Below are 24,866 nucleotides of genomic sequence, written 5' to 3'. Positions count from 1 at the left end.
CTTTAAGGGCAGCCTAAGTCTTGATAATATGATTTTAATTTTCTTGAATGTTGCCGTATTCTTCTCTTAAGTCATACACTTTATCAGGTGTAACGTCTTGGCCAAGTGGGTCTAAAACTTTCATCGTTGAGAAAGTATGAAGTACTTGACCTCTAATCATACCTAAATATTCTTGTCTTAATTGATGTTGTTCTTGTTTTTCATCAACACTCAAACTTTCAACTTTTTCTTTATTTGCTAATTGATTAATTCTATCTAATAATTCTCTCATTATTTATTCCTCCTAATTTGTATGAGCTGGGAAGTGGGGAACAATGTGCACACCAACCTCTTCTATTAATGCTTCGATATCACGATCATCGTTTGTAAATCTTAAGATAATATGATTTGTATTAATTGATTCATAAGCTTTTAATATTTGTAATAAATTTTTACGTCCAGTACGGAAACCACATTTAATCGGTTTTACGGTTTCATTTGGATTTTGGGATAAATCAATCATTAGAATATTCATAAACGGTTTAAATCGGTCGGTACCACTGTGCCAAGCTTCTACTAATTTCTTTTGATCTTGAAAAGGTTGTGCGTAAAATAGCCAACCATCCATATTTTCTTGAAGCCAAGCCATTGATTGTTTTGAATATCCGGTACCAAACATTGGAATTGAATGGTGTTTTGGCAATACTTGTAACCCTGAATCTTCATATAATTCGAAAATTGAATTTGAGATTTTGGGAGAATGTGATTGCCACAGTTCTCTTAGTGAGTGAATGGTTGTTTGATAACGTTCTGTTAATTCATTTTCGTCTACTTTAAATGCAGGGAATTCAAAAGAGCGATCACCGGTAGCCATACCGAGTAATAAACGTTGATTGGAAATGAGATCAAGTGAGGCAGCTGATTTAGCTAGATGAATGGGATGTCGTAAGGTTGCTACGGTACTACCAGTACCCAGTGCAATCTTTGAGGTAAAGGCACTCAGATAAGTTAAAAAGACGAATGGATCATAATTCGTAGTAACGTTGCCTAAGTGAGGGCTATACAATGGATTATCTCTCACAGACAAACTTGTAAATCCCAAAGACTCTGCCTTTTGAGCGAGTCTCAATTGCTCATCAAAATCAATATTGTTTTGTTGTTTATTATCAAACGGTATGGATAAACCTAGTGTCAATTTATTATTTTTAAACGTACGTTTAAATCCCTCGTGTTCATCAATATCTGACATGTCCTTACCTCCTAACTTCATTTAATATTTATACAACACTTATTATCTAACTAACACATGTTGTATAAATGTAATATACGCCCCATTTAAATAATATGCAACATACATGCTTATGAAACTTGTTGCTTAGACAACAATGCTCAGTATTTGTTGATTAGATTAGCTTTTTCCATAAAAAACCTTTAAGGCAATGCCTTAAAGGTTTAATTACAAGTGTGTGATGTGATGAATTAAGAAAGGTAAATTTTTATCTATAAAAGCTTCTGCTGTAAGCGAACTGGTATCGAGCCAATGTCTAGCGAGACCACATAATCCTGAAGCTAGAAAACTAGCACTATTAACGAGAACGTCAATATCCTGTTCAGGGTAGCTATTACGAAGCATAATGGTAAAAATATCTTCTAATTCATTATTAATACGTTGATGGGCTTGGTTACAAAACGTTTCACTATTCATCTTGCAAGAGTCTTGCACTTCAACCATATAATTAGCAATAGAAATAAATAGGTTTGATATGACAGTTTCATTAATAATATCTGATACGGATAATGTATTATTTAAATCTTTCAAAATTGTTTCGGATAAAGTGTAATTGAGAATATCATATTTATCTGTAAAATGTGCGTAGAAAGTAGCACGATTGACCGTGGCACGTTCAGTAATATCTTTAACAGTGATTTGTGACATCTTTTTCTCTCGGGAAACCTCTTGAAACGCTTCTACCAGCAGCTTCTTTGTTCTGATAATACGAGGATCCACTTTAGTCGTAGTCAATATAGGCACCTCCCTTGTTGACCTATAGCTTACATTAAATTATCTGTCGAAGTGAGATGGTTGTCAAAGTTCACGCTTACAATGATATGTAACTATCAACCTAAACTGTGGAGTAGTCAAACTTCAATTTCCTAATAAAATTTTTAATTTAATTATGGTTAAAATTAATTATGAGACGAGTTTCTACTATTGTAATAGTCAATTTTGTCCATTATCTAGTCAATTAGTCTGATTATAAGCAAAGTATACACTTTCTTGTCGTGATGTTTGATAATATACAGAATAATAATGAATTAAAAAGGAGAGCGATGTTTGAAACAATTTATCAAAAAAGTTATGACTATACTGATATGTGTAGGTATCGGTGTTTCCGTAACATATTTAATTCGTGAAATTGATATGCAACCATCTCAAATGTCTTTTAATGATGATAATCAATATGGTGATTGGAATAGTGATGGACGTTTGACGCATGGTTATGGCACATATAATCATGGTTTAGAGTTTGAAGGTAATGACAAACATTATGGTAATGATTATGACTTACCTGAAGATACAAAAGTGTTAGCAGCGACAGATGGTGTTGTCACAAGAATATTTGAAGATGATTTAGGTGGAAAAGTGATACAAATCTCTGAAGATAATGGCCGATATCATCAATGGTATATGCATTTAAATGATTTCAAGGTAACTCAAGGTCAACAAGTTAAAGCCGGAGATGTGATTGCTTTATCTGGTAATACAGGTGAACAGACAACTGGCTCGCATTTACATTTTCAAAGAATGAAGGATGGCATAGGCAATGATTATGCAGAAGATCCACAATCATTTATTGATCAACTACCAGAAAAAGAAAAGAGTTTATTTAATATCTGATATGAAAAACAAAATAGATAGTATTAAAAATCTGAAGCCTGAGTCATGTTTCAGATTTTTTAACATCAAAAATTCATACCTATTAACCAAGAAGTAAATTTTGGAATCCAATCATTATCGTTAAATGTTACTTTTTTGAGAAAAATAAAAATAATATTCTGAAAATTTAGAATTTATGATATAGTAAAATCTATCGTTACTTATTCAAATGATTGACGTGAGTAGTTGTTTACATGTGGCATCAATCATCAGTAAGTAGGCTGATCAACATATTAAGTGTGCAGATTAAACAATAGGAGGTTTTTTATATGACATCAACACTTAGAGAAATAGGCGTTAAAGATTTTACATTTAGAGTGCTATCGGGCGTAGCCATTGGTATCGTTGTTGGATTAGTACCTAATGCTATTTTGGGAGAAATCTTTAAAGCGTTCATGCATCACCACCCATTTTTTGGAACATTGTTACATGTCGTACAAGCAATGCAATTTACAGTACCTGCTTTAATAGGAGCGCTTATTGCTTTGAAATTTGATATGACACCATTAGCAATTGCAGTTGTTGCTTGTGCATCTTATGTAGGAAGCGGGGCTGCACAATTTAAGAATGGTGCCTGGGTAATTGCCGGCATCGGAGACTTGATTAATACGATGATTACTGCAACGATTGCTGTATTATTTATTTTATTAATTGAAAAACGTGTCGGTAGCATGGCACTGATTGTGTATCCAACTATCGTAGGTGGTTTATCCGCTACAATTGGTGTACTTATATTGCCATACGTACATATGATTACAACTGGCATTGGTAATATGGTTAATAGCTTCACAGAACTACAACCTGTATTGATGTGTATGCTTATCTCTATGGTCTTTAGTTTTATTATTATTTCACCATTATCAACTGTTGCGATAGCTATTGCTATAGGGATTACAGGTCTGGCAGCAGGTTCAGCATCTATTGGTATTTCAGCTACTGAAGCAGTATTACTTATTGGGACAAGCAAAGTGAACAGAGTTGCAGTACCAATTTCTATATTCTTCGGCGGTGTGAAAATGATGATGCCAAACATGGTGAAATATCCAATTATAATGTTACCAATTCTTATAACTGCTGGAATTTCAGGAATTGCAGGTAGCTTGATTGGTATTGCGGGAACTAAAGAGTCTGCAGGATTTGGTTTCATTGGGATGATTGGACCAATTAGTGCTTTTAAATTCTTACATGTAGATTCTGCAATATTAAGTATCTTACTCATTATTTTGGGATTCTTTGTTGTACCATTAGTGACTGCATTCATTTTAGATATTATTTTCCGAAAAGTATTACATCTTTATACAAACGACATATATAAATTTATGGGTTAACCATTTGTTAAATAGGAATTGATAAAGTGTTGATTATCGCATTTTATCAATTCTTTTTTGAAAATGAGAATACATATAGAAATTAAGATAAAATATGAAATAAATAGTGTTACAATAAAAATGAAATAATAAGTTACTTAAAGGGTGAATGGTTAATGGCTAATAAAATCGAAAAATTAGCACTAAAGACAGCTGAACTTACAAGACAGACACACAAATTAGGTATTCCAATTATGATTCTATTTGAAGGTGTCCCTGCTTCTGGAAAAACACGACTTTCAAATGAATTATTACTCAATTTTGATGCCAAATATACACATTTTATTGCGACACAATCACCGCAAAAGGATGATTTGCGTTATCAGTTTTTACAAAAATATTGGAATACATTACCTAAAAAAGGTGATATCAATGTCTATTTTAGAAGCTGGTACTCTCATTATTTAGATTATCGAGAAAACGAAATTAAACACGATAGATATAAAAATTATGATGTTTTAAAAGAACAAATTACATCTTTTGAAGATATGTTAATCGAGGATGATTATGAAATCATCAAATTCTTTATTGAAATCAATGAAGATAAAAGACAAGAACATATTAAACAAACAAAAGATAATCCACTGATGCGTTGGAAAGTTCAAGAGTATGGAAGTGTACTATCAACAGAAACGTATTTAGAAGACATGCATCAATTTATTAAACAGGATAAACAATGGAAGATTATTGACTATACAGAACGCCAAATGGCGATTGAAAAGATGTATGAACACATTATTGAACGTTTAGAACAAGCCATAGCGAAACATCATGCGAAGGATAAAGTTTATGATGGTGAATTCTCAGAGCACTTTGCTACTGAACTGTTTGATAAAGATGTAGAAAAAGTTTCTAAAGAAGAATACAAAACATTAATTACTGAACTGCAGAAACGTATGCGCGAAATACAATTTGCTTTATATGATAGAAAAATTCCGTTAATTCTTGTATTTGAAGGAATGGATGCAGCAGGAAAAGGTGGTAATATTAAGCGTATTAGAGAAAAGCTTGATCCTACTGGTTATGAAGTTAATGGCATCAGCGCACCTACAGATGTTGAATTGAAACATCATTATTTATGGCGCTTTGCAAAGGATATGCCAAGAAGCGGTCATATCGAATTGTTTGATAGAAGTTGGTATGGACGTGTATTAGTTGAGCGAATTGAAGGATTTGCAACAATGAATGAATGGCAACGAGCCTATGATGAGATCAACGCATTTGAAAAGATGTGGACCGATGAAGGTGCGATCATCCTAAAATTCTTCCTGACATTAGATAAAGACGAACAGCTTAAACGTTTTAAAGATCGTCAAAATAATGTAGATAAACAATGGAAAATCACTGATGAAGATTGGCGTAATCGTGACAAGTGGGATTTGTACGTTGAAGCCAGCCACGATATGGTTAAAAAAACAAATACAACACATGCACCATGGCTAGTCGTACCAGCAGATCATAAGAAAACATCAAGAATAGAAATAATGAAGTATATTATTCGTAAATGCGAAAAAGTATTATGGGGCGTCAAGGATTATTAATTTATAAGACTATACTGTAATGAGTTGATTAATAAACCAAGAAACGGTTAATGATAGAGTCGTTTCTTGGTTTTTCTATGTTATATAAATAAATTGAATATATTCTAAGTTGTTAGAAATATTACGGCATTGTAACAAAACGGCAATTTGTAATATTACAGAATATGTAAAATTATTGTAAATTTCTTAAAAGAGTATTGTAAAACCTCATTTCATAATGAAATTTTAAACGATTTGTTCAAAAAATAATATTACAGAATGAAATATAAATATTTCAATGTTACAGAATAAGTCGTTCATTGTAATTTTTTGTAAGATAAGCGTAATACTATTGGCTTTTTTTTATGATATAGTACTTATTGTCAAAAGTTAAACACAGAGCAAAACACAATAACTTAAGAATTTAACAAAACGAAAATATAAACTAAATTTTTTTGGAGGAATTTTTTATTATGAAAAAAACAGTAATCGCGTCGTCATTAGCAGTAGCTTTAGGAGTAACAGGTTATGCATTAACTACAGATAACAGTGCACATGCATCTGAATCAACTACAAACTATGCACAATTAGCTAACTTAGCTCAAAACAACCCATCTGAATTAAATGCTCACCCAGTACAAGCTGGTGCATACAACATCACATTCGTTAAAGATGGTTTCAAATACAACTTCACTTCAGACGGTCAATCTTGGTCTTGGGATTACACTTACGTTGGTGGAGCTGACACAGTAGCAACTACACAAGCTGCTCCAGCTGCTCAATCAACTGACTACTCAGCTTCTTACAGCAATGAAGCTTCAACTCAATCAGTAAGCTCAAACCAACAAGCAAACAACACTAACGTTGAAGCAGTATCTGCACCAAAAACTACTTCATACTCAGCTTCAACTTCATCATCAGCTTCAACTGGTGGATCAGTTAAAGCTCAATTCTTAGCTAATGGTGGTACTGAAGCTGCTTGGAACGCAATCGTAATGCCTGAATCAGGTGGTAATCCTAACGCAGTTAACCCAGCTGGTTACAGAGGTTTAGGTCAAACTATGGAATCATGGGGTACTGGTTCAGTAGCTTCACAAACTAAAGGTATGATTAACTATGCTAATAGCCGTTACGGTTCATTAGATGCAGCAATTGCATTCCGTGCTAACAACGGTTGGTGGTAGGATTTACTAAGGTAACTGGATAGTACATCGAGTTATCGCGAAAGAGGTCGACTTTAAGGTCGGCCTCTTTTTTTATTTTTAATAGACACTGTAGCTTAACGTTTACCGACCGCGATTATAGGGAAGATACTAAGACAATATACAAATTGAAAGTGTTGAATATCAATGACATTAAGAAAAGTATTAAAACTAGGTTTAATACATAGTGTGTTCTGGACAACTGTACAATTATAGCTATCTAATATCATGTTACGATGCCCGTCCTTTTTATTTGTGAGATATGAATCAGTTTTTAAAATAAGGTCATGGGAAAAGAGAGGTGCTTTATGGAATAAACTATTTCGTATTAATAAATGGAAACATTACATTCCAGAAGCAGCTCAATTCAATTATCGTATCTATAATAAAAGGTGACTGATTTCATTTAAATTAGAAGATATACATTTTATGATTTTAGAAATGCGCCGTGCAGAACTTGTTCATTGGTTATCAATGATACCGATTGTTGTTTTTATCAAAGCGCCTAAATATATACTATTCATTGATGTGTGTTATATGATTTCGGCAAATTTACCGGTCATACTCACGCAACGATACAATCGTCCTAGGTTAGAACATTACTATCAACTATGAATGAAAAGAGATGAACGTACATGTCTCAAAAGAAAATCATCATTGGTGGGAAAGTAAATCGTTTAGAAACAGAGGGATTCTGTTTTGATTTAGGTCCAGCTATATTAACGATGCCATACATATTTAAAAACTTGTTTAACTATAGTGATAAGCAAATGAAAGACTATGTTACTATTGAACGATTACCTTTGCAATGGCGTAGTTTCTTCATTAATGGTGAAGTGATAGCTTTATATGAAGACTTGTCTCAAATGTTAAATGCCAATACCTATCTTACCAATGACGATATTCAGCAACTTCATCAATTTTTAAATCATGCAAAAAAATACATCGTTTTACGGAAAATGGCTACTTTGCACTAGGGCTTGATACAGTTTCTGAAATTATTAAATGCCAGGGATCATTGCGTTCACTTAAAGGTGTGGATTACTTCTCAACAATGCAACAAGCTATTAATCGTTATGTTGAGAAGCAAGAATTAAGAGATATGCTTGGCTACTTTATAAAGTATGTTGGCTCTTCTTCTTATGATGCACCAACAGTACTTTCTCTTTTAATTCACATGCAATATGAACAAGGATTATGGTACGTTAATGGTGGTATTCATAAACTTGCATGTGCATTGGAACAATTAGCGATTGAAGAGGGCGTAACCATTCATACCGGTACGGATATACATAATATTGATACGTATTTTAATCATGTTACAGGCGTTAGATTAGATGATGGTTTACATGTGAGTCCAGATTACATTGTTTCTAATAGAGAAGTGAGACCTATGTATCGTGACTTACTGCACTTTTCAAATAAAAAATAGCACAATTAGAGAAAGTTTATGAACTTGCAGCATCTGGCTATGTGATGCATTTAGGAGTAGACATTTATACCCTCAATTGGCACATCATAATTTCCTATTCTCAAATGATTCTAAGCGTGATTATCGAGAAGTGTTTCATGACAAAGTATTGACACAAGACCCAACGATTTATCTTGTTAATTCAAATAAATCGGATGCATCTCAAGCGCCAGAAGGACATAAAAATGCTACATCTCATATTATTGAAGGATTTTCTTTAGGAAAAGTGTTTCATCGTTGCCATTTGCCAGTGACACAATTTGAAGGTCAGGGATTTGTTAGCTTTAGAATGTATGAAGCGGAATTTAAAACAATGATAGAGGGATGGATGAAACACTTAGCGGTAGGTGCTTCGTCAACACAACCTCATATCATGATGTTAATTATCTTATGGATGGTGGGAAGTATCACCTCATATAGCGGATTAACATTTAGTTTATTTATGAAAACTTTGTCATTTAAGCGAATGGCGTTATCATATAGTTTATATACATTACAATTTATTCGTTTACATCGTCGAGTAGGACGTTTTTCAATTTTATTTTTATCTATCAACCCAATATTGTTTTTATTTTTTGTTTTAATTTATATAAATTCATATCGTCACATTCATTACACGAAACAGGTAAAATGGAAAGGACGACAATTTAGTATTAAATAATATTTAGCAGGGGGTTCTCCATGAGCACATTAGAAGAAAATTATCAATATTGTCATCAAATTATGAAAGATTACTCTAAGAGTTTCTCATATGCGTTTGATATGTTACCAGAACAACAACGACGAGCAATCTGGGCGATTTATGCAGTTTGTAGAATCGTTGATGATAGTATCGATGTACACCAAGACGTGGAATATCTACATAAGATTAACCGTGATGTTAAAGCTATTGAACATCAAACAACAACGACATTTGAAAGTGATGACCGCATTATGATGGCATTTGCTGATGCAGCTACACATTTCCAAATGAATTTCCAAGCCCTCTATGACTTAATTGATACGGTTGAAGCAGATCAGCATTTCGAAATGTTTGAAACAGATCGTGGTCTACTAGATTATTGTTATGGTGTTGCGGGAACTGTAGGCGTATTACTGATCCCAATATTGGCAACGCCACCGTCAGATGAAGCATATGAGTATGGAAAACAATTAGGTGAGGCACTTCAATTAACGAACATACTACGTGATGTTGGTGATGATTATCGTAACGGACGTATTTATTTTAGTAAAGCGCGTTTAAGTGAATTTAATGTTTCAATTGCTGATGAAATAGGACGTGATCAACCCTCTGACAATTACATTAAAATTTGGGAATTCTACGCTACACTAGCCGATAATAACTATGACATGGTTTTAAATCATCTTAATGTATACAATGAAGAAGCTCGTATGATTATTGAGTTAGCAGCCCAAATATATCGAGGTATATTAACCGAAGTACGTAAAGCAGATTACTCGTTGAAAGACCGTGCGTACGTTTCTAAATGGAAAAAACATAAAATCTACCGTAATTTAAAGAAAAAATATAAAGATTAGGTGAGATATATGAATATAGCAGTAGTGGGCGCTGGTGTTACCGGCTTAGCAGCTGCAGCACGATTAGCCGCTTAGATCATCAAGTTACAATATTTGAGAAGAATGAACAAGTTGGTGGCCGTATGAGCCAATTTAAGAAAGATGGCTTTGCTTTTGATATGGGACCAACCATAGTGATGGTACCGGATGTTTATAAAGCCGTATTTGAAGAAAGTGGCAAACGTTTTGAAGATTACGTTGATATGAAGCCACTTACACATATTATGGATATTTATTTTTCTGATAAAGATAAAGTGAGTGTATCAACTGATTTATCACAACTTAGTCAAACGTTAGAAGCGATAGAACCAGGTTCTACTCAAGATTTTATGCAATTTTTAACGGATGTGTATAAACGATATGAAGTGGCACGCAAATACTTCCTTGAACGAACATTCCGTAAACCAAGTGAATTTTATAACCCATTGATGCTATATCGTGGATTAAAATTAAAAACATTTAATAATGCGAATCAATTAATAGATAATTATGTATCCAATGAAAAAATACGTAAGTTATTCGCATTTCAAACGTTCTACATAGGTATTGATCCTAAACAAGGGCCTTCAATTTATTCTATTATTCCAATGATTGAAATGGTACATGGCGTTCATTATATAAAAGGCGGTATGTAAGGCTTAGCACAAGGTTTACTACAACTTGGTCAAGACCATGGTGTTAAAGTAGAACTTAATGCAGATGTACAAGAAATCATTATTGATCCTAAATTTAAACGTGCAGATGGTCTACGTGTTAATGGTGATATTCGACGTTTTGACAAAGTGCTATGTACCGCTGACTTTCCATGTGTGGCACAAAACTTAATGCCTGCGCACTCACCTTTAAAGAACTATTCTCCTGAAAAGGTAGATAACATGGACTATTCATGTTCAACATTTTTAATTTATGCAGGTATTAATCGTCAATTACGTGATAAATTACATGTACATAATGTCGTATTTGCTAAAGAGTTTAGAGGCAATATTGATGACATTTTTAGTGGTAAGATGCCTGATGACCTATCATTGTATCTTTACTTCCCATCTGTAGAAGACGAAGCATTAGCGCCTAAAGATCAGACAGGGATGTATGTCTTAATGCCAGTCCCTGAGTTGAAGATAGGTGAAATTGACTGGAACAATCCTAGTATGGTTGAACAAGCGAAAGATGTCATTTATAACAAATTAGAAACGATTGAGGCACTTAAAGATATACGTCAGGATATTGTATCTGAAACTGTATTTACACCGCTTGATTTTGAGAGTCGTTATAATGCCAAATTCGGTTCAGCATTTGGACTTATGCCAACACTTACACAAAGCAATTATTATAGACCCCCAAATGTATCAAGAGATTATAAAGACTTATACTTTGCAGGAGCAAGTACGCACCCTGGTGCAGGTGTGCCAATTGTGTTGACCAGTGCTAAAATTACTGCCGAAGCAATGTTAGAAGATATAGAACACGGAAAATAAAGTAAAACTTGCTATAAATCTGAAAATTATAAATATTGACAATACTTATTGAACTGATACAATAATATTAATTCAATAGACTTATCCAGAGAAGTGAAGGGATTTGGCCCAATGAAACTTCAGCAACAGACTTAAAAGACAAAAGTACTGTGCTAATTCCAAAGAGGTATGCCTCAAAGATAAGTGTCATAGTCATAACTAAGCTATATGTCACTATCAATTGAGAGTGATATATAGCTTTTTTAATTTTAAAAGGGGGTAAATAATGACAATTTCTAATAAACTAGCCAATATTCCAGATAGTTACTTTGGTAAGACAATGGGACGTAAGGTTGAGCATGGACCACTACCGTTAATTAATATGGCAGTTGGTATCCCGGATGGCGAAACGCCTAAAGGCATCGTTGATCACTTTGCTGATGCTGTTCGAATTCCTGAAAATCAAAAATATGGTGCATTTCATGGTAAGGAATCCTTTAAAGAAGCAATTGTTAATTTCTATCAACGACAATATGGCGTTGAGCTACATAAAGATGATGAAGTGTGCATACTTTATGGTACTAAAAATGGTTTAGTGGCTTTGCCTACATGTATTGTTAATCCTGGAGAAAGTGTGCTACTTCCAGACCCAGGTTATACGGATTACCTCGCTGGTGTCATGCTTGCTGATGCCAATCCAGTACCACTTAATTTGGATCCACCACATTATTTGCCAGATTGGAGCAAAGTAGATGAACAAACATTAGCACGTACGTCACTCGTTTATTTGACTTACCCAAATAATCCTACTGGATCAACGGCTACTAAAGCAGTGTTTGATGAAGCGATTCAAAGATTTAAAGGTACACATACAAAGATCATTCATGATTTCGCTTATAGTGCTTTTGGATTTGATGCAAAGAACCCAAGTATACTTGCTTCTAAAGATGGAAAGGAGGTAGCAATTGAAATCTTTTCATTATCTAAAGGCTATAATATGTCAGGGTTTAGAGTAGGATTCGCAGTAGGTAACAAAGACATGATACAAGCGCTGAAGAAATATCAAACACATACTAATGCTGGTATGTTTGGTGCCCTTCAAGATGCAGCAACATACGCACTTAATCACTATGATGACTTTCTAGATCAACAAAATGAAACATTCAAACGTCGTCGTGACATGTTTGAAAAGCAATTAAAAGATGCCAATTTACCATTTGTACATTCTAAAGGTGGCATTTACTCATGGCTTCAAACACCACCAGGGTATGATAGTGAATCATTTGAACAGTATTTGTTGAAAGAACAATCGATCTTAGTGGCGCCTGGCATTCCATTTGGTGAAAATGGTCGTCATTACGTTCGTATTTCCCTAGCATTAGATGACCAATTATTAACTGAAGCGGCTAAACGATTGGCTTCTTTATCTTATTTATATAACGAGTAACAAGAAGTCACAAATAGAAAGGATGAAATTTTATGACTAAAATTAAAATAATGAGTGTACGAGATGAAGATATTCCTTACATTGAAGAGTGGGCGGAACAAAATAATGTCGAAGTAGAGTTAAATAAAGAAATATTAACAGAAGATAATGTCGATGGTGTTCAAGGATTTGATGGCTTATCTTTATCTCAACAACACCCAATATCGGAAGATGTATTTGCTAAATTGCAACAATTTGGTATTACACATATTGCACAACGTAGTGCTGGATTTGATACTTACGACTTAAATTTAGCTACACAATATGGCATTATTATATCTAATGTACCGTCATATTCACCGAGTTCAATTGCAGAGTTTGCAGTAACACAAGCGATTAATATTGTAAGAAATCAGAACGATATTCAACGTAAACTTCGTGAATATGATTTTAGATGGGAACCTTCAATATTGTCACGTTCAATTAGTGATTTGACCGTAGCTGTTATAGGAACAGGACGTATTGGCTCGATAGCGGCAAGCATTTTTGCAAAAGGATATGGAAGCCATGTTGTTGCATATGATCCATTTCCTAATGAAAAGGTTGGGCAATATGTTGAGTATAAGGATACGTTGGAAGAAACTTTACGTGATGCAGATATTGTTACAGTTCATATTCCAGCAACGAAATATAATCCACATCTCTTCAATAGAGATTTATTTTCAAAATTTAAAAAAGGTGCCGTATTTGTAAATGCTGCTAGGGGATCAATCGTTGATACCAGAGCATTGCTTGATGCAATTGATAGTGGTCAAATTAAAGGTGCTGCATTAGATACATATGAGCATGAACGAGGTTTATTCCCTGGAGATTACCGTGATAAAGTGATTAATGATGACTTATTAGATGAATTAATTGCTAGAGAAGATATTTGGTTAACACCACATATTGCGTTTTATACTGATGCGGCAGTTAAGAATTTAATTGTTGATGCACTTGATGCAGTCATTGATGTTATTAATACAGGTACTACTAAATTAAGAGTGAATTAAAAAATGGAGTTGGGCGTGGGACAGAATTATTTGTGAATTCATTGTCCCAGACTCAACTCCTTTAATTAGCTTTAGCGAATGCGCACATTTCATAATTTGCTTATATTTAAATCGCTTTTACCCTGGTTAGATTGACTGCCTAACAAAAGCAGGTTTCTTATCCGGATTTTATTTTACATCGTAGCCTTGATCTTCAATGGCTTCTTTCATTTGTTCAACTGATACTCTGTTTTCGTCGTAATCTACGCGAACTTGATTCTTATCTAAGTCTACTTCTGCTGAAGTCACACCATTTAATTTAGCTAATGCAGATTCCACAGCGTTTCTGCAATGGTCACAGCTCATACCTTCAACGTTAATTACTTTATTAATCATACCTTTCACCTCCATTGTTCTTACTCATATATACCCATATTTTACTCCTTTTTAATAAACAAAGAAATAAAATAGAAATGCTTCATAATTATAATTTCATTCGTTTTAGTCTTAAGGCATTACTTACAACACTAACTGAACTTAAGGCCATCGCAGCACCAGCTATCCAAGGTGCAAGTAATCCCATTGCCGCAATAGGGATGCCTGCAATATTGTATCCAAATGCCCAGAATAAGTTCTGTTTAATATTGCGAATTGTTTTATGACTTGCATGAATGGCCTTAGGAACTAATTGAATATCTCCTCCAAGAATGGTGATATCTGCAGCTTCTATTGCTACTTCTGTACCCGTTCCCATTGCAATGCCGATATCTGCTTTGACAAGTGCAGGAGCATCGTTAATTCCATCGCCTACCATAGCAACTCTATGCTTCTGTTCTTGTAATTGCGTTATATGTTGTGCTTTATCTTCAGGTAGAACGCCGGCAATGACTTGATCAATACCGACTTCTTTAGCAATAGCTTTTGCAGTTCGTTCATTATCACCAGTTAGCATAACCGTTCTAATATTCATAGATGATAATTGTTGGATAGCTTCTTTAGCAGATGCTTTAACAGTGTCAGCTACAGCAACCATGCCTTTTAGTTCGTCGCCATAGGCAATTAGCATAACAGTATGTCCATCAGCTTCCATATGTTCCATTTTCTGCTTAATGCTTTGTATATTGATTTGGTGTTCTGACATTAATTTTTGATTGCCAACAAGTAACTTAGTATTATTTATAACAGCTTGTATTCCGTGACCTGGTAATGTTTGATAATTTGTGACATTTACCAAGTTAACTTTATGGTGTTTGGCGTAGTTAACAATTGCAGTAGCAAGTGGGTGTTCAGAGTTATTTTCGGCTGAAGCAACTAAAGCTAAGATATCTTTGTCACCTTCAAAATAAGTTACCTCTGGTTTGCCGTGTGTAAGTGTTCCTGTCTTGTCAAACACAACTGTATCAACTTGATGTGTACGTTCGACATATTCGCCACCTTTAAACAAAATACCATTTTCAGCAGCGCGACCAGTTCCAACCATTATTGAAGTTGGTGTAGCTAAACCAAGTGCACATGGACAAGCAATCACTAGAACTGATATCGCAGCAACAAGTGCATCTTCAAATTGACCAGGATGTACAAGTGTAATCCAAATTAAGAATGTCAGTAAAGCAATCGCAATAACAATTGGAACGAAATAGCCTGATATAATATCAGCTAAACGTTGGATAGGTGCTTTAGAACTTTGAGCTTCCTCAACCACTTTAATAATATTGGATAGGGCAGTATCTTTGCCAACTTTAGTTGCCTTAATTGTAATAACACCATTCGTATTCATAGTTGAGCCTATTACTGCATCATCAACGTGTTTATCAACTGGCATTGATTCACCTGTTAGCATTGATTCATTAATAGCAGTTTCACCCTTAATAATTTGACCATCGACAGGTATCTTTTCACCGGGTTTAATTAACAAGATATCATCAACATTAACTTGATTGAGCGGTACCATTTTTTCGATACCATTGTCATCAATTAGTCGTGCCTCTTTTGCTTGTAAGTTAAGTAATTCACTTAATGCATTCGTCGTTTGTGATTTAGCACGTGCTTCTAAATATTTTCCGAAAAGAATTAATGTGATAAGTACAGCGCTTGTCTCAAAGTAAAGGTGAGGCATGTTTGTGGCACCTGTTAACCATTTAATCATCTCATAAATACTGTAAAAGTATGCAGCACTAGTGCCTAATGCAACGAGCACATCCATATTAGCCCCACCGTTACGTAAATTTTTATAAGCACCAACATAGAACTGCCAACCAATTATAAATTGGATAGGTGTCGCAAGGATAAATTGGAACCAAGGATTCATTAATATGTCGGGTAAATGCATATTAAAGAGATGGACGAGCATTGTCATTAATAGAGGTAATGACAGAATAGCAGAGATCATTAATTTATTTCGCTTATGCTTAAGTTCTTGTTGTTTTCGGTTTGCTTGATCTTCTTCGGATTGTTTAGGTTGTGCGTCGTAACCTAAGTTTCTAATTCGTCCAATTAAGGTATCTAAATCCGTTTGCCCAGGATAATACGCTACCATAGCTTGTTCAGTCGTTAAATTAACTGTCGCATCTTTAACGCCTGGCGTTTTATTTAATATTTTCTCTATACGATTTGAACATGCTGCACAGGTCATACCAGTTATGTCTAACTCAGCTTTGTCAATGACTACATCATACCCAAGCTTTTGAACCGTCGTAACAAAGTCATTTATTGCATAGTCATTAGTATCATATTCAATCGTTGCTTTTTCCGTTGTCAAATTAACTTGTGCTTTTACGTTATCCATTTTATTTAATCGTTTTTCAATACGATTTGAGCAAGCTGCACAAGTCATACCAGTAATGTTCAATGTGGCATTTTGTTTATTGCTCATTAAGACACCTCCATTGCAATTCATACATAATATACCCCCTTAGGGTATTAAAGTCAATGTTTATGTCTTACTTTTTCGCATAAAAAAAGTAGGACAGAAATCTTTGTGAATTCATTGTCCTACTACTTCGAATTTGCAAAATAGTATCAATATATTATTTATGTCCTAGACTACTATTGTATTTGTAAAGATTATACAGCTAACTTAGAAAAAATCAGATGGTTTAAAATTTTCTAAATTTAAGTCTTTATAATTATTAAAATCAAAATTGGATATATTTTGAACAAGTTCACCGTTTTTGGCTTGATTATAATAATAATTTGCTTCGTTCATTACATCATGATCTTGGAATGTCTTTACAACGCCAAGAATGATAAGCAATGCAATAATACCTTTCAATAAACCTCTCATAGAATGTCGCACTCCTTTTTCTGTAATATCTCGTTAGTGGCTTTAGTTGTTTTTTTAATAGAAGTTTAATTTAATTATATAGGCTTTCTAATAAAATTGCATGATACTAGAGAACTGACTTTTTATCGTTCTAAAGTTGTAATAAGTAGAACTGCCCTATGCAACTTGATCCTTTGTTTCAAAAGAGTCTTGATTGGGAACGGTTAAGTAAATGGATAAGGAGTGAAAATGAATGAATCTATTAGAATTCCATAAACAAATTAAAGGTTATACTCAAAATCGTCAACCAGGAACAGAGAAAGACATGAATCCTAGACCCATTTCAGAACTAGATGAATATAAAGCAGCTGGTAAATTGCAAGGTAAAGTTGCATTAATCACTGGTGGTGACTCAGGGATTGGTCGCTCTGTTGCAATCTTGTTTGCTAAAGAAGGCGCTAATGTAGCTATTGGTTATTATGACGAGCATGAAGATGCAGAGGAAACTGTTAATCGTCTTAAAGAGATTGGCGTAAAGGCTGAAGCTTATGCTCATGATTTAAAAGATGCACAGCAATCTAAAAAATTAGTGCAACAAGTTGTTCAAGACTTTGGTGACCTGAATATTCTAGTTAATAATGGGGCGGTCCAATATCCTCAGGATAGTTTCATGGACATTACGCCTGAACAATTTAAAGATACATTCGAAACAAATATATTTGGCATGTTCTTCTTATCACAAGCTGCCGTTCCATATTTAAGTGACAACGATACAATTATTAATACGACAAGTGTGACGGCGTATCGTGGTTCTGGTCATTTAATTGATTATGCTTCAACTAAAGGTGCGATTGTTTCATTTACACGTTCACTAGCAACGACACTAATGGAGAAAAATATTCGAGTTAATGGCGTGGCACCAGGTCCAATTTATACTCCGTTAATTCCTGCTACTTTTGATGAGGACAAAGTAGAGAACCAAGGTGGAAACACACCAATGGGTCGACGTGGACAACCAGCTGAACTAGCGCCAGCCTATGTGTTTCTTGCTACAAATGCGGATAGTTCTTACATCACTGGTCAAATCATACATGTTAATGGTGGCGATTATATTACAACTTAAAAGTAAGCTTCTTATATTGAGCCATAAAGGTGTTGAGTGCCTTTATGGCTTATTATATGTTGAAAAAGGGAGTGTTTCCGTGCGAAAACCACTTAATTTGTTTAAACTGTAATATAAATATTAAATGAAGGTGGGTAAGTACAATGACAGAAAAAGAAAAGATGTTAGCACACCAGTGGTATGATGCCAATTTTGATAAAGATTTGGAAACTGAACGAGTACGTGCAAAAGATTTATGTTTTGACTTTAACCAAACGCGTCCGAGTGATGACAGTAGAAGACAGGCAATATTAACTGAATTATTTGGTTATACATTAGAGAATGTCGCAATTAATAGTCCGTTCGATACAGATTATGGTTGGAATGTTAAATTAGGCAAAAATGTATTTGTTAATAGTAATTGTTATTTTATGGATGGAGGTGGCATCACAATAGGTAATGATGTATTTATAGGGCCATCTTGTGGATTCTATACTGCGCATCATCCATTAACATCTAAAGAACGTAATGCAGGATTAGAGTTAGCACAGCCGATTACGATTGGAAATAATATTTGGTTTGGTGGCAATGTCGTTGTCACACCTGGTGTAACGATTGGAGATGGTTCAGTTATAGCAGCAGGAAGTGTCGTAACTAAAGATGTACCACCAAATAGTTTAGTTGCCGGTGTACCAGCTAAAGTAATAAGAGAGATAAATGAAAATGGTGCATCTAAATAGTCATTTCATAGGTCAGGTATAAATAACCTTTGAGTCGTCCAGTGGCCCAAAGTTTTTTTGTATCTAAGAATTTAATATATAAAATAAATTAGTTGCATAATATATAATATAGATAAATGATATAATGTATTTGGAGTGTATATGGGAGTTTATCTCCATACATACTTAAGAATCAAAATGTAACTCAAAACATTCATTTTATGACATCAACTTTAGAAACGAAATACAACTTAGAAAGGAAAATGAATATGACACTGAAAACATTTTTACAAAATCAAAGTCGACGTAAATTCAAATTTATAACGACGCCTTTACAAAGAAGAAATAACTCAGCTTATACACGTAAAATAATGCGTTATGCGCAAAATTATGAAGCGAATAAACTTAAACAACACGATATTCTATACCAAGTAAGAGATGGAAAGAGTATTACAGATAGTCCTTATGCTATCTTTAAACGTTTGATTCATCATCCTAAATATCGTAAATATACGCATAAATGGGTCGTCGACACTACCGAAACGTTAGAATTTTATAAAAAGAAATTTGAGAAATACAAAAATATTGAATTCGTGATTAAAGAATCTCCAGAGTATTTAAGGGCACTAACCGAATGTAAGTATTTAATTAACAACTCAACATTTCCAGCCTATTTCATTAAAAAGCCTGATCAAATTTATGTGAACACATGGCATGGGACGCCACTCAAATATATGGGTCTAGACCTTGAAAATGGCTTACGTGGTTCGCAAAATATTATTAAAAACTTTTTATCGAGTGATTATATCATAAGTCCTAATCGCCATACGTCAGAAATTTTTAAAAGGGCATTTAGATTGGATAACATTTATGGTGGGCAAATTTTAGAAATTGGATATCCAAGAATAGATCTTACATTGAATAGTGATTCAAAAATGCTCATTAATGAATTAAAATCTTACATTGATATTACTGATGAGAAAATATTGTTATATTGTCCAACTTGGAGAGGTGATGATGTCAACACGCCTGAGGAAAGTTTAAATCATATTGTGGAAGAAGTTGAAAAGTTGAAACTTCTTCTTGATTATCAAGTATTAGTAAAGGTACATCCATTTATTTATAAAAAAAGCAATTAAAAATGAGGCACTAAAACCATATCTTATTCCAGATTATTTTGATACAAATGAAATATTGGCGTTTGTTGATTTAATGATAACGGATTATTCAAGTATCTTCTTTGACTATTTAGTCACAAATAAACCCATTGTCTTTTATACACCTGACTACGAAGCATATCAATTTGAAAGAGGAATGTATATCAATGCTCAAGATTTACCGGGACCGGTTGTGCATACCATTGATGATGTTGTACAAGTGATACAACAGAAAACATATCAATTAAGTAAGGTGCAACATAACTATCAAACGTTCAAAAATACGTATACGTATCTAGATGATGGAAATGTTACTGACAAGGTGATTGACCGGGTATTCACCTCAAAACATAAACGTAAAAAGGAAAAGAAATGTGCTAAAAAACGACTATTAATTTATCCTGGTGGAATGAAAAATAATGGTATTACCTCTTCTGTTATCAATTTATTAGAGAATATTGATTACAATCAATATGACGTTACACTATTTACAAATCGAAGTAATAATGAAGAAATCTTGAATAATCTGAATAATGTTAACCAAAATGTAAGAATTATTTTAAGAGTTGGCCCATTAGCAGCGTCGTTAAAAGAGACGTATAAAGTAGACTTCGTCAGACAACGAGGGCTAAAAAGTGCATTAGAACGTTTCTTATATCCAAAACATGTATATGAACGTGAGATGCGCAAAGTATTAGGTGAAAGTCAATTTGATTATGCGATAGATTTCAGTGGGTATTCTATGTTTTGGGCGAATCTTATTTTAGCTACGACTGCTAAACGTAAATTGGTCTACCTTCATAGTGATATCAAAGCAGATATGGAGAGAACCGTAAATGGTGTGAAACCGCATTATCAAAATTTAAAAGGTTTGATAACATTATATGATCAATTTGATAAACTGGTATGTGTTTCTGATGCATCAAAAGAACAAAATATGCGCAATATAGCTAAAAAAGCACTAAATAAGAAATTTGTAGCGTCAACAAACACGATTAATTTAAGTAAAATATCGCAATTCATGTTAGATGATGCTGATCAATTTGAGAAAAATAATGTACCGGTGCTCGTCAGTGTGAATAAAGGGAAAGTGACGTCGGTACCTTTTAAAGAGGATGATTTTAAAATTGTGTCGGTTGGTCGTTTATCACCTGAAAAAGGATTTGATTTATTAATTGAAGCGGTTGGCAAGGTTATCGTGCATTATCCTAATACGAAATTATATATTATGGGAGAAGGTCCATTAAGACATAAATTAGAACAACAAATTCGTAAGTTGAAGTTAGAACAGCATGTCTTTTTATTAGGACAACGAAAAAATCCATTCTATATTATGAAACAAGCAGATGTTTTATCGTTAACGTCTTATTATGAAGGCCAATCAATGGTTCTACTTGAAGCACTATCACTTGGTATGAACGTATTGGCATCGGATATCATTGCGAATCGTTATGTATTAAACAATGGTAAGTATGGGATGTTAGTGAGTCATGATGTCAATGATATTAAGCACGGCTTAGAGCGTTTTATCAAACATCAAACACCACATTATGAGACGTTTAACGCTCAAGAATACAATCAATTAGCGATAGAAGAGTTCTATAAACTTCTAAAATAATCAGTAAATACAATATCTATTAAACTTAAAGAATTCTTGATCCAAAAAGCGTTTGAATGTGTATTAATCATGATTGAATAATGCATGTAGCAATTCCATTGGTTAATTAAAATGATAAAAAGACAATTTCTATTGAAATTAAATAGAGATTGTCTTTTAAATTTATCTGAGTCGATTGTTTTATAATTTTACTTTATGTTCTTTATTATATGCCAAATAAGATTGAATGCCCTTGGCTATATCATATTGAGGATGATAACCCAATGATTCAAGTGGTGTAATGTCAGCACAAGAATGCTTAATATCTCCAAGTCTTGGTGCTTTAAATTGGCATGGGATACTGTACTTGAAGCCCTTCTCAAACGCTTTAAAAACTGCTTTCAGATTTGTTTGTATGCCCGTACCTATGTTGAATATTGAACCACTTGTTGTTGGGGTATTAAGCACAAGCCACATAGCGTCAATTAAATCATTAATGTAAACAAAATCACGAGTTTGTTCACCATCACCATAGAAGGTAAATTCAGTTTGATTCGTAAATTTATGATTCATTATTGATATGACACCTGAATAATCCGAGTTAGGATTTTGTCTTGGGCCATAAACATTAAAGAATCTGAGACAAGCGCAGGGAATATCGAATAAATGATTGTAAATCTTAGCATACTGTTCTCCAGCGTATTTCTGTATTGCATATGGAGATAATGGCGACGGTTTAGAGAGAGAAACGGATTTAGGTAAACTTGGTAGATCACCGTAAATGGCTGCCGATGACGCAAATATGAATTTCTTAATTTGCTTATTATACGTTCGAATGGTTTCTAAAAGATGAACTGTGGCATCAATATTAATTTGATTAGATAATGATGGTTTCTCAATCGTTTCAACAACACTCACCATGGCTGCTAAATGAATAACATAATCAAATTGTTCTTGACGTATTAAGTGCGTTACAAACTCAAAATCGGTGATATCCTTTACGTAAATATATTCTTTATTAACAAAGGGAATATTATGTAAGTATCCGGAACTTAAATTATCTATGACATGTACCTCGATATTTTGCTTAACAAAATGTTCGGCTACATGTGAACCAATGAATCCTGCTCCGCCTGTAATTAATGCTTTCATGTGTGAACTTCCTTTTCTTGATGTCGTTAAATTGTGTAAATTTATTATACCTTATTTTTATAAAAATATAAAATTATAATAATATAGTTAGATTGTTTCGAGAAATAAGCCATCTCTGACTAATAATTAAAACTTTTCAGATAATTTTAATGTAAGCGATTGCAAAAATAACCCGAAGCATAGTAGAATGAAATTAATGACACAAATTATCATTTTAAGTAAGTCATTGTTTTACTGATTTTTATAATTCTTACAAATACATAGGGGGTAATTAAGAATGGTAGTACCTTTCAAAAATGAACCTGGGATTGATTTTTCAGTACAAGAAAATGTAGAAAGATTTCAAAAAACGTTAGAGCAAGTTAAAAGTGAACTTGGTCAAACACTTCCAATTGTGATTGACGGTGAGCACATTACTAAAGATGATACATTTGATTCAATTAATCCAGCTAATACAACGGAATTAATTGCTAAAGTATCTAAAGCTACTAAGGAAGATGTAGATAAAGCGTTTGAATCTTCAAACAAAGCTTATAAAACATGGCGTCAATGGTCACATAAAGATCGTGCAGAGTTATTATTACGTGTTGCAGCAATTATTCGTCGTCGTAAAGAGGAAATCTCTGCAGTCATGGTATATGAAGCAGGTAAACCTTGGGATGAAGCTGTAGGCGATGCTGCAGAAGGTATCGACTTTATAGAATACTATGCACGTTCAATGATGGAATTAGCAGATGGTAAACCGGTATTAGATCGTGAAGGGGAACATAACAAGTACTTCTATAAATCAATTGGTACTGGTGTTACAATTCCACCATGGAATTTCCCATTTGCAATTATGGCTGGTACAACATTAGCACCAGTAGTAGCTGGTAACACGGTTCTATTGAAACCTGCTGAAGATACAGTATTAACAGCGTATAAATTAATCGAAATCTTAGAAGAAGCGGGTCTACCTAAGGGTGTTGTTAACTTTGTACCTGGTGATCCGAAAGAAATCGGTGACTATTTAGTTGATTCTGTTCATACACATTTTGTTACATTTACAGGTTCACGTGCAACAGGAACTCGTATTTACGAACGCAGCGCAGTTGTTCAAGAAGGACAAACATTCTTAAAACGTGTTATTGCAGAAATGGGCGGTAAAGATGCGATTGTCGTTGATGAAAATATTAATACTGATTTAGCTGCAGAATCAATTGTAACGTCAGCATTTGGTTTCTCAGGCCAAAAATGTTCTGCATGTTCACGTGCCATCGTACACAGTTCAGTGTATGATGAAGTATTAGAAAAAGCGGTAGCATTAACTAAAGAATTAACAGTTGGTAATACTGTAGATAATACATTCATGGGTCCTGTTATTAATAAAAAACAATTCGACAAAATTAAAAAATATATCGAAATTGGTGGGAAAGAAGGTAAAATTGAAATCGGTGGCGAAGCTGATGATTCAACAGGTTACTTCATTAAACCAACAATTATTTCAGGATTAAAATCATCTGATCAAGTAATGCAAGAAGAAATCTTTGGTCCAGTGGTTGGCTTTACTAAATTTGATAATTTCGAAGAAGCAATTGAAATTGCGAATGATACAGACTATGGCTTAACAGGTGCAGTTATTACAAATAATCGTGAAAACTGGATTAAAGCTGTTAATGAATTCGAAGTAGGTAACTTATATCTTAACCGTGGATGTACTTCAGCAGTTGTAGGATATCATCCATTTGGTGGATTTAAAATGTCTGGTACAGATGCTAAAACAGGTAGCCCAGATTACTTATTAAACTTCTTAGAACAAAAAGTAGTTTCAGAGATGTTCTAAGCCATTAAGATCAATATATATCATGTTCAATAAAATTTAAAATAACATTTTTAAATAAATAGTCAGTAGATGAATGCAGTCCATTCATT

Annotated in this window: 18 protein-coding genes, 4 pseudogenes and 1 riboswitch; of the genes and pseudogenes, 15 read left to right on the top strand and 7 right to left on the bottom strand. The window is 33.9% G+C overall.

The window, feature by feature from the left end:
- Positions 1–34 precede the first annotated feature (34 nt).
- The 3 genes from HMPREF3265_RS06855 to HMPREF3265_RS06845 form a co-directional block, all read right to left on the bottom strand.
- Positions 35–271 (bottom strand): DUF896 domain-containing protein, encoded by a 237-nt coding sequence (locus HMPREF3265_RS06855; RefSeq protein ID WP_070580971.1) that lies wholly within the window; start codon positions 269–271, stop codon positions 35–37.
- Positions 272–283: 12 nt separating this feature from the next.
- Positions 284–1,228 (bottom strand): LLM class oxidoreductase, encoded by a 945-nt coding sequence (locus HMPREF3265_RS06850; RefSeq protein WP_070580969.1) that lies wholly within the window; start codon positions 1,226–1,228, stop codon positions 284–286.
- Positions 1,229–1,435: 207 nt separating this feature from the next.
- Positions 1,436–2,002, bottom strand: a complete 567-nt coding sequence (locus HMPREF3265_RS06845; RefSeq protein ID WP_037551553.1) for a TetR/AcrR family transcriptional regulator — start codon at positions 2,000–2,002, stop codon at positions 1,436–1,438.
- Positions 2,003–2,314: 312 nt separating this feature from the next.
- On the opposite strand from HMPREF3265_RS06845, the gene HMPREF3265_RS06840 reads away from it, so the two are divergent.
- The 11 genes and pseudogenes from HMPREF3265_RS06840 (at position 2,315) to HMPREF3265_RS06795 (ending at position 13,987) form a co-directional block, all read left to right on the top strand.
- Positions 2,315–2,878 carry a M23 family metallopeptidase gene (locus HMPREF3265_RS06840; protein ID WP_070580967.1) on the top strand — a complete coding sequence of 188 codons (564 nt, stop codon included), beginning with the start codon at positions 2,315–2,317 and terminating at the stop codon, positions 2,876–2,878.
- A gap of 308 nt (positions 2,879–3,186) precedes the next feature.
- Positions 3,187–4,245: a PTS sugar transporter subunit IIC gene (locus HMPREF3265_RS06835; protein WP_053024544.1), complete on the top strand. Its 1,059-nt coding sequence runs from the start codon at positions 3,187–3,189 to the stop codon at positions 4,243–4,245.
- A 155-nt stretch (positions 4,246–4,400) separates the two neighbouring features.
- Complete coding sequence (locus tag HMPREF3265_RS06830; RefSeq protein ID WP_070580965.1) at positions 4,401–5,825, top strand: phosphate--AMP phosphotransferase; 1,425 nt, start codon at positions 4,401–4,403, stop codon at positions 5,823–5,825.
- 452 nt (positions 5,826–6,277) lie between these two features.
- Positions 6,278–6,988: an aggregation-promoting factor C-terminal-like domain-containing protein gene (locus HMPREF3265_RS06825; protein WP_070580963.1), complete on the top strand. Its 711-nt coding sequence runs from the start codon at positions 6,278–6,280 to the stop codon at positions 6,986–6,988.
- 414 nt (positions 6,989–7,402) lie between these two features.
- Positions 7,403–7,621: a glycosyl-4,4'-diaponeurosporenoate acyltransferase CrtO family protein gene (locus tag HMPREF3265_RS12905; RefSeq protein ID WP_276311088.1), complete on the top strand. Its 219-nt coding sequence runs from the start codon at positions 7,403–7,405 to the stop codon at positions 7,619–7,621.
- 41 nt (positions 7,622–7,662) lie between these two features.
- Positions 7,663–8,664 (top strand): annotated as a pseudogene (locus HMPREF3265_RS06820) (phytoene desaturase family protein); the annotation flags it as partial.
- Positions 8,650–9,138 (top strand): annotated as a pseudogene (locus HMPREF3265_RS13125) (4,4'-diaponeurosporenoate glycosyltransferase); the annotation flags it as partial. The pseudogenes HMPREF3265_RS06820 and HMPREF3265_RS13125, both read left to right, overlap by 15 nt.
- 20 nt (positions 9,139–9,158) lie before the next feature.
- Positions 9,159–10,016, top strand: coding sequence for a phytoene/squalene synthase family protein (locus HMPREF3265_RS06810; RefSeq protein ID WP_070861201.1), 858 nt, complete (start codon positions 9,159–9,161; stop codon positions 10,014–10,016).
- A gap of 9 nt (positions 10,017–10,025) precedes the next feature.
- Positions 10,026–11,530: pseudogene (locus HMPREF3265_RS06805) on the top strand (phytoene desaturase family protein).
- Positions 11,531–11,608: 78 nt separating this feature from the next.
- Positions 11,609–11,716, top strand: a riboswitch (SAM riboswitch).
- 79 nt (positions 11,717–11,795) lie between these two features.
- The gene (locus HMPREF3265_RS06800; protein WP_070580961.1) at positions 11,796–12,956 is read left to right on the top strand and encodes an aminotransferase class I/II-fold pyridoxal phosphate-dependent enzyme; all 1,161 of its coding nucleotides are present in this window, start codon (positions 11,796–11,798) and stop codon (positions 12,954–12,956) included.
- Positions 12,957–12,988: 32 nt separating this feature from the next.
- Positions 12,989–13,987, top strand: coding sequence for a D-lactate dehydrogenase (locus HMPREF3265_RS06795; RefSeq protein ID WP_070580959.1), 999 nt, complete (start codon positions 12,989–12,991; stop codon positions 13,985–13,987).
- Between the two features lie 168 nt (positions 13,988–14,155).
- Here the strand turns inward: HMPREF3265_RS06795 and copZ are convergent, their stop codons facing one another.
- The 3 genes from copZ to HMPREF3265_RS06780 all read right to left on the bottom strand — a co-directional run bounded on the left by copZ (position 14,156) and on the right by HMPREF3265_RS06780 (position 17,249).
- The gene (gene copZ / locus HMPREF3265_RS06790; protein WP_029376679.1) at positions 14,156–14,362 is read right to left on the bottom strand and encodes a copper chaperone CopZ; all 207 of its coding nucleotides are present in this window, start codon (positions 14,360–14,362) and stop codon (positions 14,156–14,158) included.
- An 88-nt stretch (positions 14,363–14,450) separates the two neighbouring features.
- Entirely contained in the window at positions 14,451–16,838 is a 2,388-nt protein-coding gene (locus HMPREF3265_RS06785) for a heavy metal translocating P-type ATPase (RefSeq protein ID WP_070581123.1), read from the bottom strand.
- A gap of 204 nt (positions 16,839–17,042) precedes the next feature.
- On the bottom strand, positions 17,043–17,249 hold the full coding sequence (locus HMPREF3265_RS06780; RefSeq protein ID WP_011274822.1) for a hypothetical protein: 207 nt from the start codon (positions 17,247–17,249) through the stop codon (positions 17,043–17,045).
- 232 nt (positions 17,250–17,481) lie between these two features.
- Here HMPREF3265_RS06780 and HMPREF3265_RS06775 point away from each other — a divergent pair, with 232 nt between their 5' ends.
- The 3 genes and pseudogenes from HMPREF3265_RS06775 (at position 17,482) to HMPREF3265_RS06765 (ending at position 21,824) form a co-directional block, all read left to right on the top strand.
- Positions 17,482–18,351, top strand: a complete 870-nt coding sequence (locus HMPREF3265_RS06775; RefSeq protein WP_070580957.1) for an SDR family oxidoreductase — start codon at positions 17,482–17,484, stop codon at positions 18,349–18,351.
- A 143-nt stretch (positions 18,352–18,494) separates the two neighbouring features.
- The gene (locus HMPREF3265_RS06770; RefSeq protein ID WP_070580955.1) at positions 18,495–19,070 is read left to right on the top strand and encodes a sugar O-acetyltransferase; all 576 of its coding nucleotides are present in this window, start codon (positions 18,495–18,497) and stop codon (positions 19,068–19,070) included.
- A 248-nt stretch (positions 19,071–19,318) separates the two neighbouring features.
- A pseudogene (locus tag HMPREF3265_RS06765) lies at positions 19,319–21,824 on the top strand (CDP-glycerol glycerophosphotransferase family protein).
- A 180-nt stretch (positions 21,825–22,004) separates the two neighbouring features.
- Here the strand turns inward: HMPREF3265_RS06765 and HMPREF3265_RS06760 are convergent.
- Positions 22,005–22,955, bottom strand: a complete 951-nt coding sequence (locus HMPREF3265_RS06760) for an NAD-dependent epimerase/dehydratase family protein (RefSeq protein WP_070580951.1) — start codon at positions 22,953–22,955, stop codon at positions 22,005–22,007.
- Between the two features lie 277 nt (positions 22,956–23,232).
- On the opposite strand from HMPREF3265_RS06760, the gene pruA reads away from it, so the two are divergent.
- A complete protein-coding gene (gene pruA / locus HMPREF3265_RS06755) occupies positions 23,233–24,777 on the top strand; it encodes an L-glutamate gamma-semialdehyde dehydrogenase (protein WP_053025579.1) in 1,545 nt (514 codons plus the stop codon).
- The last annotated feature ends 89 nt before the right edge of the window (positions 24,778–24,866 follow it).

Source organism: Staphylococcus sp. HMSC62B09, assembly GCF_001839115.1.
Taxonomy (GTDB): domain Bacteria; phylum Bacillota; class Bacilli; order Staphylococcales; family Staphylococcaceae; genus Staphylococcus; species Staphylococcus haemolyticus.
The sequence above is the reverse complement of the archived record's forward strand: the minus strand, read 5'-3'. Positions and strand labels throughout refer to the sequence as shown.

Bases quoted from the DNA above. Each gene is read 5' to 3' on its own strand.
- HMPREF3265_RS06795 (WP_070580959.1), top strand. From the start codon at position 12,989: ATGACTAAAATTAAAATAATGAGTGTACGAGATGAAGATATTCCTTAC.
- HMPREF3265_RS06835 (WP_053024544.1), top strand. From the start codon at position 3,187: ATGACATCAACACTTAGAGAAATAGGCGTTAAAGATTTTACATTTAGA.
- HMPREF3265_RS06855 (WP_070580971.1), bottom strand. From the start codon at position 271: ATGAGAGAATTATTAGATAGAATTAATCAATTAGCAAATAAAGAAAAA.
- HMPREF3265_RS06760 (WP_070580951.1), bottom strand. From the start codon at position 22,955: ATGAAAGCATTAATTACAGGCGGAGCAGGATTCATTGGTTCACATGTA.
- copZ (WP_029376679.1), bottom strand. From the start codon at position 14,362: ATGATTAATAAAGTAATTAACGTTGAAGGTATGAGCTGTGACCATTGC.
- HMPREF3265_RS06780 (WP_011274822.1), bottom strand. From the start codon at position 17,249: ATGAGAGGTTTATTGAAAGGTATTATTGCATTGCTTATCATTCTTGGC.
- HMPREF3265_RS06850 (WP_070580969.1), bottom strand. From the start codon at position 1,228: ATGTCAGATATTGATGAACACGAGGGATTTAAACGTACGTTTAAAAAT.
- HMPREF3265_RS06810 (WP_070861201.1), top strand. From the start codon at position 9,159: ATGAGCACATTAGAAGAAAATTATCAATATTGTCATCAAATTATGAAA.
- HMPREF3265_RS06785 (WP_070581123.1), bottom strand. From the start codon at position 16,838: ATGAGCAATAAACAAAATGCCACATTGAACATTACTGGTATGACTTGT.
- HMPREF3265_RS06775 (WP_070580957.1), top strand. From the start codon at position 17,482: ATGAATCTATTAGAATTCCATAAACAAATTAAAGGTTATACTCAAAAT.
- HMPREF3265_RS06770 (WP_070580955.1), top strand. From the start codon at position 18,495: ATGACAGAAAAAGAAAAGATGTTAGCACACCAGTGGTATGATGCCAAT.
- HMPREF3265_RS06825 (WP_070580963.1), top strand. From the start codon at position 6,278: ATGAAAAAAACAGTAATCGCGTCGTCATTAGCAGTAGCTTTAGGAGTA.
- HMPREF3265_RS06800 (WP_070580961.1), top strand. From the start codon at position 11,796: ATGACAATTTCTAATAAACTAGCCAATATTCCAGATAGTTACTTTGGT.
- HMPREF3265_RS06830 (WP_070580965.1), top strand. From the start codon at position 4,401: ATGGCTAATAAAATCGAAAAATTAGCACTAAAGACAGCTGAACTTACA.
- pruA (WP_053025579.1), top strand. From the start codon at position 23,233: ATGGTAGTACCTTTCAAAAATGAACCTGGGATTGATTTTTCAGTACAA.